This window comes from Bacillus sp. GbtcB10, assembly GCF_019091365.1.
Taxonomy (GTDB): Bacteria; Bacillota; Bacilli; order Bacillales; family Bacillaceae; genus Bacillus; species Bacillus altitudinis.
In genome coordinates this window covers 461,301-475,315 of the sequence record NZ_JAGXJP010000002.1, presented here as the reverse complement: position 1 = coordinate 475,315, position 14,015 = coordinate 461,301, and the positions used below count along the sequence as shown (strand labels likewise).

Here is a 14,015-nt window from a genome sequence, read left to right as displayed (position 1 = left end):
GTCTCTCACAGCTGCTTCGTCTGATCTTTTACTTGCTCAGGATAGTAGCGCTTTTTCCCTTTGTTTTCTTTTAATACGGCAAAAGCGTACTTTGGGATATTCAGCATTCGTTTCCATCTCCACGGATTGACAATGAGTCTGTACAGCCATTCCGTATTTGTTTTAATCATCCAGCGTGGTGCACGCTTCACCGTTCCGCTAAATACATCAAAGCTTCCGCCTAAACCGATGCAAACAGCTTGCGGGAACAAATGACGGTATTCATAAATAAAGTTCTCTTGGTTTGGATAACCTAAAGCAACAAACACCATATCTGCTTTTGAACGAGCAATTTGTTTTGCCACAAACCGTTTATCCGCTTGATAACCATCACAGCTGCCTGCAATCACCACATTCGGATATTCCGTATCAATTCGCTGTTTGACAGCCTCAAGCACTTCTTTTTTCGCCCCATATAAAAAGATACTTTTAGATTGCTTGTTTGCGAGATCAAGCATAGACATAAACACATCAAAACCTGCAATTCTTGATTTCAATGGACTTTGCGTCATGCGTGACATCAACACAACACCTACACCATCCGGCAGTACATAATCCGCGGAAGAAACGACTTGATGATATGCATCATCCTTCATGACAGCATAGCCGATCTCTGGATTCACTGTCGCAATCATGGCGCCTCTTCTCTTGGAAATATGATGCTGGTTGATATAGTTAATAAATTCATCTAAGTCACCATTTACATAAGAAAGGTTAGAGACCACTTCTGTTTGCATTGTTCAGACCTCCTTTTTCATTTTGTTATCTATGAAACGTTCATTGTAAATTCATTCTTCGCCTACTCATCATTTTATCACAGTTGCTCCATGAAATATTAACAATAACTTTACAATCCTTTAAATTTCGTGACATTTTCATTAATTCATATGGACGATCCTTTGTGAAATATTGATTTCTCGGTGTTCTACTCCTGCACCCAATAAATTGGAAATAGTTTGTCTTTACATTTTCTTAACCTTTCATAGGCGTTGTGATATAATGAAGTTCCGAAGAGCGAAAAAATGATCGATGATAATAGGATTACGGATAACATTACTGCTTGAAGCAGACGAATAAGGATGAAAGAAAGGAGTTCATGTTTGCAATGAAGAAAGTTATTACTTACGGTACATTTGATTTATTACACTGGGGGCACATTAAGCTGCTAGAACGTGCAAAGCAGCTCGGAGATTACTTAGTGGTGGCCATCTCTACAGACGAGTTTAATCTACAAAAATCAAAAAAAGCTTATCACAGTTACGAGCATAGAAAGCTGATTCTTGAAACTATTCGTTATGTAGACGAAGTTATTCCAGAAAACAGCTGGGATCAAAAAGTCCGCGATGTACAAGAACATGACATTGATGTCTTTGTCATGGGAGATGACTGGGAAGGTAAATTCGATTTCTTGAAAGAGCATTGCGAAGTCGTTTACTTGAAGAGAACAGAAGGTATCTCGACAACTCAAATTAAGGAAGAAATTGCTGGACTTTAATAGATGAAAAAAGTACTTCTTATCTTTTGGTGAGAAGTGCTTTTTCATGTGAAATACAATGAGCGAGTTATCATGAATTTTAAGGAGAGCTTTCTTTGTTTCAAAATTGGATGAAGAAAAAAGTTAAAGATACATTGGATCAACCTGAACAAAATGAAACGATGGCATTAGTTGAAATTCCTGATATGGACTACTACTTTATTGTAGGTGACGTACCAAATGAGGAAGATGGCTTAACGAAGTCTTTAAAAGCAAGAATAGAGCCATTGGCTGAGAAACATAAACATACTTCGATTTTAACTTTGAATTTCGATGTAAATGTGAAGGACCGTATTCGCCGCTTGGAGGAGACGTTTCATCCTCAAATTGACATCCTGAATGTATTTGAACATTACATTCTGCCAGAGAGCGGAAGTAAAAGATATTATTCGGAGTTTATTGCAGGTGAAGTACCTCAATCCATTAATGAAGCAGTCATACCGGCAGATACATCAACCATTCAGGTGACGAGATATGAACTGCCTTCTTCCCCAATCTGTATGATTGATCAATATAATGAAGAGCAACAATTATTGAAGAGAGAAGAATACAATTGGCAGGGAGCTTTACGCAGAGTTCAAAGTTTTGTTCCTCATACAGGTGCCCTCTATTTAGAGGAATTGATCAAGGACGATGGCAGCATTTTTATGGAGATCATCTATGCTGGTGATGCAAAAAAGAATCCAGTTCGGCACATAAATTGGTATAAAAGTACAGGAATTCAAACATTTACAAAGAAGACGGATATAAAACAACAATGGCTATCCAGCATTCAATTACAAAATGACCGGTTAAAACTGATGGTCACAGAGGACCGGGACCAGGACCGCCACTTGTTTAAAATAAATCAACCGGAATCAACTTATTATGCTGCTTTTGTGCATGAAGCCCATTATGAGGAAAATCCGCTCCATATCAATTCTCAATATGGAGAATTATTTAAACAAATAAGAAAACAGCAAGTGGATGCCGTCTTCTTTGGCGATACTAAGCATAAAGAAGATGTTGAGAAGGTTTTAGGAGAACAAACTTATTTCTACCATGTGCCTTCTGATGAAATGTCAGCTTGGAAAACAGTACTTCATCAGATGCTGGAAAACCGTATACGTAAAGATGAGCTGAGAAAGATCGTGGATCGCACGAAATGGGTACTGCATGATCTTAGCTCTGAACACCATGTTCTTCATCTTCAGCTTAAGATGACAGACGAAATGAGCCAAGTGGATCATGTGGAAATTGATTTTGCAGGATATGATCGAGTGAATGGAGCTGAAATCATTTCTCAAACAATTGATGAGAATGATCAAGTCAGTTTCCCAATTGGTCATTTTCAAACAAAGAAAAACATCGAAACCAACCAAACAAAATTTGTGGATTTTTACATCCGCTTTAAAACAGAAGAACTTCAAGAAGTGTTGCAACGTCTAGAAGTAGAGGGAGAGCTCCTTACCAATAAACCATCTTCAATTGATGGTTGGTCGTATCAAACGAAACAGGGGAACTATTCTTGGAAAGTAAAATAATGATACAAATAACGGTAAGATTTTTGAACAGAGGAGATTAACGATTAATGATTGAAGAGGGAATCCATAAGAAGAGTGTCGTTGAAGGTTTAAAAAATCATCATGAAAAATTGGAAATGCTCGTTCGCATCTACGATGACATGCCATTAGCAGATAGAGAGTTTTATCTGTTTATGAGGGAAAGGGTCTCAAAACAAGAACTATTCCTCCCGCTTGTTCATCAAGAAGGGAATCTATTCAAATTGGTACTGAGTGAAGCATCGCTTCCGCTTGCGTTAGAGCAAGGCCAGACATACAACTTGTATGTCACGGACTATCTGAGCACAAACAAAGAAGAGGACGAAGACGAGCTTGAAGACTCAGCCTATGATTCTGATTCGGAAGAAGAGGATGAAGACGCAAAAGAAGCGGATACCAGCGCGACTTCCGAAATAGAAGAAAAAACACCATATTATAAACGTCGTTTGAAAATGGAAATTGAAACGCCAGAGCTGACATTTTTAGAAAATAAAGAAGCGCTGTTGTATGTTATTCCATATCGTACAGACAAAGGCAATGCTTCATTGAAAATCAAACGGGAGCTCAAAGTTGTGAAATTCCATCATATCGAGCTCAACAAAGAATGCACGCTATCTTTATCTGGGTATGCAGGCGTTCTAAGTGCAGAGCATCCTTATCAGATCAAAGAAGTAAAGCTTCTATTGAAGAAAAATGGTGAGGAACCAGTTGAGCATCGTTTTCCTGTCAAGATGACACATAAAAAAGATGAAGTCATTCAATATCGTGACGACCATCAAACACCACAACTGTATCAATTTTCAGCAGAAGTTCCTTTAGAGGAGTTAACTTATTCTTTAAATAAACGTCTTATATACCGCTTTTATCTAGAATTTATTTGCGACGTCAACGGAGTGGAGGAAACATTAACAACTGCTTCTTTGGTACTTGGAGATCGTTCAAACAAACTCAAAGGGCTTGTTCAAATTCATAAAAGAGACGACGTACCAATTCGTTATGAAGTGTACAGAAAGAAAAAAAGACAAACCCTTGGTATTCGAATTAATGATTACACCATGAAGACACGTGCTAAGTACTACGTGAAAAGCAAGTGGAAGAAATTCAAAAAGCAATTTGGGAAAATCAAAAAAATTCGAAATCGTCTTGTAACAAGAACCTTTAAAACAACCTTTAAGCTGGCGAGTAAGCTGTCCGTCAAAAAGAAAACTGTTGTGTTTGAAAGCTTTAATGGAAAACAATTCAGCTGTAACCCGCGTGCTATTTATGAATATATGAAAGAAAATCACCCTGAATATACGCTGATCTGGAGTGTTAAAAAAGGGCATGAAGCACCATTTAAAGAAAAGGGCATCTACTATATCAATCGTCTGTCATTGAAATGGATTTTTGCAATGGCAAGAGCCGAGTATTGGGTCGTAAACAGTCGTTTGCCGCTATGGGTTCCAAAACCAGAACACACCCAATACTTACAAACATGGCACGGCACGCCATTAAAACGACTGGCGATGGACATGGACGAAGTGCATATGCCTGGAACAAACACGAAGAAGTACAAAAAGAATTTCACGAAAGAAGCATCGAATTGGGATTATCTGATTTCTCCTAATGCATACTCGACCGAAATCTTTACCCGTGCGTTCCAATTCCAAAAGACCATGATTGAGTCAGGATATCCGAGAAATGATTTCCTTCACAATCAAAACAATGACGAAACAATGAGAGCGCTCAAACAAAAAATGAACTTGCCACTTGATAAAAAATTGATTTTATATGCACCGACATGGAGAGACGATCAATTTTATAAAAAAGGGCAGTACAAATTTGATTTAGATCTTGATCTGCATGAGCTACGAGCATCAATCGGAGAAGAATATATCATCATCCTTCGTATGCACTATTTAGTAGCGGAAAACTTTGATCTCGGACCATATGAAGGCTTTGCCTATGACTTCTCTCATTACGAAGACATTCGAGACCTTTATATGATTTCCGACCTACTCATTACAGATTACTCTTCCGTGTTCTTTGATTATGCAAACCTTAAACGTCCGATGCTGTTCTATGTACCAGACATCGAAACATATCGTGACAAGCTCAGAGGATTCTACTTCGACTTTGAACAAGAAGCACCTGGGCCGCTTGTGAAAGAGACAGCAAGTGTCATTGAATGGGTAAGAGAAACAGAACAACCGACTTTTACATTACCAGCTTCATTCGCACCGTTTTATGAAAAATTCTGCTATCTAGAGAGTGGAAAGTCATCGAAGCGAGTGGTGGAAGTGGTATTTAAAAAGGAATATTGAGAAGCACTACTAAGGGATCCTCATGCCTAAGAGTGAATCCCTTAATAGTGCTTTTTTTGGTTTATTTATTTAGAATTGTAATTTAGGACCGAATTTTAACTATTAACTTTGTATTAGGTATATGTTATTATAAAGCTGATATTCAAATAAAAAACAAATAATTTCTTAGGATTTAAGGCTTTTCTGAGTATTTTTTCATAGGAGGATCATCTTGAAAGGAATAATTTTAGCTGGTGGTACGGGCTCGCGGCTTTATCCAATTACAAAGGGTATCTCTAAACAATTAGTTCCCATTTACGACAAACCAATGATTTATTATCCACTATCAGTTCTAATGCTAAGTGGTATTAAAGAAGTACTTATTATTACTACCCCAGATGATTTAGAACAATTTAGACGTCTTCTAGGGACGGGAGAAACTTTAGGAATACAAATAAGTTATGAGGTACAAAAAGAACCTAAAGGACTTGCAGATGCTTTTATTATTGGAGAAGAATTTATAGGCCAAGATAATGTGTGTCTTGTGCTCGGTGATAATATATTTTATGGACAAGGTTTAACTGAAATCCTAAACAAAGCAGTAGAACTAACGACAGGTGCGCTTGTTTTTGGGTATTATGTAAAGAATCCAGAGGATTACGGTGTTGTCCAATTTGATAATAGCGGAAATGTTCTTGGCATTGAAGAAAAACCTAGCCAACCTAAATCAAACTATGCGGTACCTGGTCTCTATTTTTATGATAATAAAGTGGTGGAAATCGCAAAAAATGTTAAACCCTCTGCAAGAGGGGAAGTTGAAATTAGTTCTATTAATGATTTTTATTTGAAAAATGGTGAATTGAAAGTGGAAATTATGGGTAGAGGAATGGCTTGGCTAGACACTGGTACACATAAAAGTTTACTAGAGGCAAGTAATTATATTGAGGCAGTTCAAAATAGACAAGGGCTCTATGTCGCTTCATTAGAAGAAATTGCTTATCGTAAAGGGTATATAAATGAAGAACAACTTTCTCGTTTAGCTCTACCATTAACGAAAACTGAATATGGCAAATACTTATTAGATTTAGCTGAAAATAAAGAAGTCATTCTTAAATAGAAGTTACAAAGGAGAGAATAATGAAAACTTACCTTGTTACAGGTGGAGCAGGTTTTATTGGTTCTAACTTTATATCATATATGTTAGACAAGTATACAGATATAAAAATTATAAATCTAGACAAACTAACTTATGCAGGGAATCTTGAAAACTTATCTCAATATGAACATTTCGTGAATTATAAATTTATTAAAGGTGATATTAAGGATTCGGAATTATTGAGTGAAATTTTTGAAAATAACGAAATTGATTATGTAGTGAATTTTGCAGCTGAATCTCATGTAGATAGAAGTATCGAAAATCCGCAAGTATTTGTGGAAACCAATGTGCTTGGTACATTGAATCTTTTGAATACAGCTAAAGAATTCTGGCAAACAGATGCAGACTCTTATAAAGAAGGAAAAAAGTTTATTCAGATTTCAACAGATGAAGTGTACGGTTCATTGAGTGAGGAAGGGTATTTTACAGAAGAAACACCTTTAGATCCTCATAGTCCGTATTCAGCTAGTAAGGCTTCGGGTGATTTACTGGTACAATCGTTTTTTGATACGTATAAATTCCCTATGAATATTACAAGATGCTCTAACAACTATGGACCATTTCAGTTTCCAGAAAAATTGATACCACTTGTTATTCATCACTGTATTGAAAAAAAGAGCATCCCTGTTTATGGAGATGGATTGAACGTTAGGGATTGGCTTTTTGTTGAAGACCATTGCAGTGCTGTAGACTTAGTTATTCAAAATGGCCAACTTGGAGAAGTATATAATATTGGCGGACATAACGAAAAGACAAATATTGACCTTGTGAAAAAAATCATAACTTATTTAAATGAGAAGGTAGATCACACGGTTACCGAAGACTTAATAGCCTTTGTTAGAGATCGAAAAGGTCATGATAGACGTTATGCGATTGATCCAACAAAAATAGAAAAAGAACTCCAATGGCAGCCGAAATATCATTTTGAAACAGGTATTATAAAAACAATTGATTGGTATTTAGATAACTCTCTATGGTTTAAAAATATTATAGACGATGAGTATAAAAATTACTATCAAAAAGCATACAATACAGTAAAGTAATATTTTATTTTTGAAAAGCCCTATTCAACACCATGAATGGGGAATTTTTTCTTTATTGCTATTGTGAAAAATGTAATTGAGATGAGGTTACGAAGACTAAAAATGAAAATTAAAAAATTAGTTTCTAAAATATTAAAGTCAAAAATAAGTAAACATAAAGTGAAAATCCAAATTAAAAAAGAAGAACTCCATTTAGTTGTTAATCATTTAGGCTTTAGTTTATTTAATAAATATGTAATTTTGAAAGATCGTGAGAGTGGCAGATTTTTAAAGAGCAAAATTAAAAAAAACATCTCTGTTTTTAATCTTCAAGATATTGTAGATCTTAATAGTAATGGAACTTTGGATGTGTATATTACTCTTCAATTTTATAGTAAATATTTTCGTAAGAGAACTGTATTTAGCATAAATAATCAAGGGTTTACATCATATTCAGAGGATTTGAACTTAAAATTAAAAAGTTTTAAAACCAAAAACGGAAATCTATCTTTTGATTATAAAAAAAATATTTTTACTCAGCATATAAAAAATTTAAAAAGTGTAGGCTCGAACTTTTATATTGAGGGGGAAGTAATCCAATTTTCAGATGAATATTCAGTTAGACAATTAGAATTAATTGCAGTAAGAAGAGACAATAACAAGTCATATGGCTACTCTTTAGATTTTCAGAAAGAAAAGAATAAATATATTTTTAAAAAAATTATTTTGATAGATAAATTAAAACAACATTTGGATCTCAATAGCAGATGGGACTTCTTTTTGCAAATAAGGGATGATAAGAAACGAATCTGTTATAAGGAACTAGTAGATATGACAGGTTATAATGATTTCTCAAGAGAAGAAGATAGGTATCTACTAAATAATGAATATAAAGATAACTTCAAGCTTATTATATATGTAACTATGGGAAAAGAGAGCTTAGCATGCTGGTTTACTGATAATGAACAATATATTAAGACATACAATATCGCTAGAGGTAAAACTATCTTTAATAATACTTGTGATAATCATCCAATTCATAAGAAAATGATTTTCTTTGAAAGTTTTTTAGGAAAAAGTTACTCAGGAAATCCAAAATATATATATGAATACTTATTGGAAAATGGATATGGTGAAGAGTATCAATTTGTATGGTCTTATCAAGGAGAATCGAAATTACCAGGAAACCCAATTGTAGTAAGTAGAGAAGAAGAAGATTATTATCGATACCTGGCGCTTTCAAAATATTGGGTGAACAATATTATTTTCCCGGTACATCGGAAAAGAGAAGGTAATGTGTATATCCAGACATGGCACGGAACGCCTTTAAAAAGATTGGGTTATGACATAGAAGTAGATGGTCCTGAAAAATTGGCTAGGGAAAATTTTTATTTAGAATCTCGTAATTGGGATTTTCTATTGGCAGCTAATAAATACTCTGGTGATATCTTTAAGCGGGCTTTTAAGTTTGAAAAAGAGATCATATTAAATGGCTATCCATCTAATGATATTTTTTATAAAACGAATAATATAGAAAAAATTGAATCCATTAAAAGAAAGTTGAGTATTCCTAAGGAAAAACAAGTTATATTGTATGCTCCAACTTGGAGAGATAATGAATCCAATGGATCATGGAACCATTCCTTTGAGATACAATTCGATTTAGATCAGTTCCAGAATGAATTTGGTGATGATTATGTATTAATCTTAAGAATGCACCATTTAATTTCAGATTATTTAGTGCTTAATCCAAGCAAACATTCTTCAATCATTGATTTATCTAAATATGATGATATTCAGGAATTGTATTTAGTCAGTGATATTTTAATCACGGATTATTCTTCTGTGTTTTTTGAGTATGCAAATAGCAAAAAGCCGATATTGTTCTATGCTTATGATTATCAACTTTATAAACAGGAGATAAGAGGTTTTTACTTAGATATGTACAAGGACTTGCCAGGTCCAGTATTACAGGAACAAACAGAGTTATTTGATGCGATAAAAAATATTCATCGTGTGGAAAAAGAATATGAAGAAAAATATAATGAATTTTTCCAAGATTATTGTAGCCTGGAAACAGGAAATTCAGCTAAATTAGTTATCGAAACAGTATTCAAAAAATAATTGGAGGTAACAATGAAAAAAGTTCTAGTGTTTCCATGTGGTTCTGAGATTGGCTTGGAGATTCACAATTCTCTTAAGTACTCAAAAGACTTTGAATTGATCGGTGCTTCCAGCGTCTCTGATCATGGTAAGTATGTATATAAGAATTATATAGAGGGTATGCCAAATATCCATGACGAAGGCTTTATTGATCAATTAAATCGTATAATTAAAGAAAATGAAATTGATTTTATTTTCCCTGCACATGATAGTGTGGTATTAAATTTAGCACAGAATCGAGAGCGACTTCATGCCATAGTTATAACATCAGATCAATTGACTTGTGAGATTTCAAGATCGAAAAAGAAAACGTATGAATTTTTTGAAAAACAATCTTTTGTTCCAAAAATGTATGAAAAGGTTGATGATGTAGATACATTCCCCGTATTCTTAAAGCCAGATGTTGGACAAGGATCAAAAGGAGTAGCACTTGCAAGAAATAAAAAAGAGCTGGAGTTTTATAAAAATAATCAATCCGACTTATTAATACTAGAATATCTCCCAGGTAAAGAATATACAATAGATTGCTTTACAAATAGAAATGGAGAACTTGAATATACTGGGAGACGTGAAAGAAAGCGTATTAAGAGTGGTATAAGTGTAAACTCTTCCACGTTACCGATGGATGAGCAAACAACACAGATAGCGCAAGAAATTAATAAACATCTTAAATTTAGAGGAGCTTGGTTTTTTCAAATTAAAGAAGATGTGAACGGTCAATACAAGTTGTTAGAAGTGGCACCGCGAATTGCAGGAACTATGGCATTATATCGTAACAAAGGTGTAAACTTCCCTTTACTGAGTTTATATGATCGAATGGATTTTGATATAAAAATAGAAGATAACGGTGTGAACCTTGAAGTAGACAGGGCTTTGATTAATCGATTTAGCATTCAATACTCTTATCAAAGAGTGTACGTGGATTTTGATGATACGATTACGTATAAAGATAAAGTTAATCCTCATTTAATGTTATTTTTATATCAATGTTTTAATAATGAGAAGGAAATTATCCTAATTACAAAGCATATCAATGATATCAAAGAAACTTTGGAAAAGCTTCGAATCCACATTAACCTTTTTGATCGTGTCATTCATCTAAAAAAAGAAGATATGAAATCAAAGTTTGTAGATAATCAAATACCTTCTATATTTATTGATGATTCTTTTAGCGAAAGAGATCAAATTAAAGCAATTGACATCCCTGTGTTTGACGTAGACTCGATAGAAGCATTAATTGATTGGAGAAATTAAATGATAAGACAATTTAAATTTCAAACGCCAATTCATGTGACAAAACCAAAACTTCCAAAACTTGAATATTACACGGATAAGATAAAAAGTATTTGGGAGAATAAATGGTTAACAAATGACGGTCCATTACATGAAGAGTTTAAAAAAAATCTTCAAGAATATCTTGGGGCACCCCAAATTGAACTCTTTACCAATGGCCACTTAGCATTAGAAATTGCTTTAAAAACAATAGAAGAAAAGGGTGAAGTGATTACAACACCTTTTACTTTTGCTTCTACAGTTCATGCAATAAAAAATACAGGTTTCCAGCCAGTTTTTTGTGACATAGAACCAAATACATTCAATATCAATATCAATCATATTGAAAAACTCATTACTGAAAAAACAAAAGCAATTGTAGCAGTGCATGTTTTTGGAAACCCTTGTGATGTGAATGAATTAGATCGAATTTCAAGGGATTATGGAATACCTGTTATCTATGATGCAGCACATGCTTTTGGAATTAAAATAAATGGTAAACCGATTGCAGAATTTGGCTATGCATCTATGTTTAGTATGCATGCAACCAAAGTTTTTCATTCGATTGAAGGTGGAGTTCTTTGTTTTAAACAGAAAGGATTAATTCAACAATTAAAAGCTTTGAAAAATTTTGGTATTACTTCAAATGAAACAGTTGATTATATTGGAATTAACGCAAAGATGAATGAATTCCAAGCTGCTATGGGATTAGTGAATTTGGAAGAAATTGATCAAGATATAATAACAAGAAAAAAAATTTATCATCAATATGAAGAAAAATTATCTGAGATACCAGGAATTAATGTTGTAGCAATTGATGATAATGTCCATCACAACTATTCATACTTTCCAATAATTTTAGAAAATCAAGAGATGAGAGATTATGTAAATGAAGAATTGAAAGCATATAATTTGTTTACCAGGAAATATTTCTATCCTCTTTGTAATGACTTCGGTTGCTATACATTTGATTCAAGTGAAACGCCAGTAGCAGTATATGTTAGTAATCGAATTTTAGCATTGCCAATGTACACAGAACTATCCTTAAGTGAAGTTGAACAAATCTGTACCATCATGAAAATAGTTTTGGACAATTTTCATAATCAAGTCAACATAAGAATGACGAATCAAGTGGGTGAACTATCGAATGAGTCAGTATAAACTAAGCGTTGTTGTATTGGTTTATAATACAGAATACTATTTGAAGGAGTGCCTTGATTCACTTGTTAATCAATCATTGCCAGATTTGCAAATTATTGCAGTAAATGATGAGAGTCCTGATAATAGTGCCGAAATTTTAGATGAATATGAAAAAAAATATTCAAATATGATGGTAATTCATCAAAAAAATAGTGGGGGCGCCAATGCGGGGAATCACGGATTAAAATATGCAACAGGAGAATACATTACGCTCATGGATTCAGATGACATTCTTCCTCTTGATGCCTATGAAAAATTATATTTAGAAGCAAAGAAAACTGAGTCTGATATTGTGATAGGAAGGCCTAATATCTTAATAAACGGTTTTCAAAAAGAAATTATTTATAAAAAGGAAAGAGAAGTTTGGCAAAAGAATAAATTAATCGAGAAAGTAAAAGATTATCCTGATGTTTTTTATGATGGATTTTATTGGAACAAGATATTTCGGAGAGAGTTGATCTTTGAATATCAATGTTTTATGCCTCCAGGTATGCTATATGCAGATCGCCCAATGGTTCATAAGGCATTTTTATATGCGAAAAAAATATCAATCATTACGGATGTTGTTTATCTTTGGAGAAAAAGAGGAGAAGAAGCAACTCAAAAGTCAATAACTCAATTAAATGGTGATTTACGAAACTTTCAAGATCGGATAGAATCACTTAAATATCAATTAGAATATTTCGAGAATTATGGTGATAAAGAGCTTTTAAATGAATTTCTTAAAAGAAATATTGAACGTTTGTTCTTTCCGATTAAAAATATCGTTTGGGATAAAAAGTTTAGGCACGTATTTTATAAAGAAATTAAACCGATTTTACAAAAGATTGATAATATCTTTGACAATGATTTAGGGATTACTAGTAATTTATATATCTACTTTATTTTGAATGAGCTTCATGAGGAATTAATATATTATTTAGCTGGTAATCAAAAAGGAAATATATTAAAAGAGAATGGTAAATACTATTGGGCCCTTCCCTTTTTTAGAAACGAAAGTCTCAATATTCCGGATGAACTCTTTGAAATTAAAGTACTAAAAGAAGAATTTATCAAAATAAATCATATAGATGTTGATGGTCAAAAAATTATATTCAGAGATATCGATATACCAAAAACGTTTAATGATGCTCAGGTATTTCTTTCTTTTGAGTCAAGACATAATTTATCGGAAAAAAAATTGATCAATACATTTACAAATGATGTTGGTCAATTAAATGCGGAATTTTCTTTAGAAGATTTGAATCAAATTGCAACATATGATATTTATCTTATTGTTCAAAGAAACGACAAAGAAGATAAATTTAGAATTTCTAAGCAAATGTACAAGGGAGCCCTTAATCATTGCAATCAATCTAATTTTCATCTCTTTTTCACTATTAACGGAAACCTATCTATTGAAAATATAAATGTAAAAGTAGAACAATTGATTTTGAATGATGAAGGTGTTTCTATATTAGCAGAAAAGCCAATAATAGAAACAGGGACATTCTATTTGAAAAATCGAATAACAAGAGAAGTAATTTTTCTGAAAAGAACATCAAGTACAGAGTTCAATATTAAATGGGAACATTTCTTTGAAGGGTTTAAGACATATGACCTTTTTTACTGCTCGCAAGATCGTCACTTTAGATTAAGAAAAAATTTATTAACAGATAGACTATATAATAGGTATAACTTAAGACCTTTTCAGGTAGAAATATACGAAACGGCCAAAGGAAACATTTCTTTAAAAAGTTCAACGAATATTACCCGATTCTTATCAAGATTGAAAGTTTAATTTTAAAAAGGAGGAAGTAGCTTCCT

General features: G+C 33.3%; 10 protein-coding genes. 9 read left to right on the top strand and 1 reads right to left on the bottom strand.

The genetic code is table 11. The annotated features are described in order from the left end of the window. Positions 1–5: 5 nt before the first annotated feature. Positions 6–776 (bottom strand): WecB/TagA/CpsF family glycosyltransferase, encoded by a 771-nt coding sequence (locus KVT11_RS07795; RefSeq protein ID WP_116306325.1) that lies wholly within the window; start codon positions 774–776, stop codon positions 6–8. 368 nt (positions 777–1,144) lie between these two features. Between KVT11_RS07795 and tagD the strand changes: the two genes are divergently transcribed. The 9 genes from tagD (at position 1,145) to KVT11_RS07750 (ending at position 13,989) form a co-directional block, all read left to right on the top strand. After that, entirely contained in the window at positions 1,145–1,534 is a 390-nt protein-coding gene (gene tagD / locus KVT11_RS07790; RefSeq protein ID WP_008343212.1) for a glycerol-3-phosphate cytidylyltransferase, read from the top strand. 95 nt (positions 1,535–1,629) lie between these two features. Further along, complete coding sequence (locus KVT11_RS07785; RefSeq protein WP_116306323.1) at positions 1,630–3,096, top strand: alpha-glucosyltransferase N-terminal domain-containing protein; 1,467 nt, start codon at positions 1,630–1,632, stop codon at positions 3,094–3,096. A gap of 47 nt (positions 3,097–3,143) precedes the next feature. Beyond that, complete coding sequence (locus KVT11_RS07780) at positions 3,144–5,417, top strand: CDP-glycerol glycerophosphotransferase family protein (RefSeq protein ID WP_116306321.1); 2,274 nt, start codon at positions 3,144–3,146, stop codon at positions 5,415–5,417. 211 nt (positions 5,418–5,628) lie between these two features. Beyond that, a complete protein-coding gene (rfbA, locus tag KVT11_RS07775; protein ID WP_057078973.1) occupies positions 5,629–6,513 on the top strand; it encodes a glucose-1-phosphate thymidylyltransferase RfbA in 885 nt (294 codons plus the stop codon). A gap of 20 nt (positions 6,514–6,533) precedes the next feature. Beyond that, on the top strand, positions 6,534–7,595 hold the full coding sequence (gene rfbB / locus KVT11_RS07770) for a dTDP-glucose 4,6-dehydratase (protein WP_057078974.1): 1,062 nt from the start codon (positions 6,534–6,536) through the stop codon (positions 7,593–7,595). A gap of 102 nt (positions 7,596–7,697) precedes the next feature. After that, positions 7,698–9,698 (top strand): CDP-glycerol glycerophosphotransferase family protein, encoded by a 2,001-nt coding sequence (locus KVT11_RS07765; RefSeq protein ID WP_116306319.1) that lies wholly within the window; start codon positions 7,698–7,700, stop codon positions 9,696–9,698. Positions 9,699–9,710: 12 nt separating this feature from the next. Beyond that, on the top strand, positions 9,711–10,991 hold the full coding sequence (locus KVT11_RS07760; protein ID WP_116306317.1) for an ATP-grasp domain-containing protein: 1,281 nt from the start codon (positions 9,711–9,713) through the stop codon (positions 10,989–10,991). Next, positions 10,992–12,170 carry a DegT/DnrJ/EryC1/StrS family aminotransferase gene (locus KVT11_RS07755; RefSeq protein ID WP_039170374.1) on the top strand — a complete coding sequence of 393 codons (1,179 nt, stop codon included), beginning with the start codon at positions 10,992–10,994 and terminating at the stop codon, positions 12,168–12,170. Next, entirely contained in the window at positions 12,157–13,989 is a 1,833-nt protein-coding gene (locus tag KVT11_RS07750; RefSeq protein WP_057078978.1) for a glycosyltransferase family 2 protein, read from the top strand. Before KVT11_RS07755 ends, KVT11_RS07750 begins: the two co-directional genes overlap by 14 nt. Positions 13,990–14,015 lie beyond the last annotated feature (26 nt).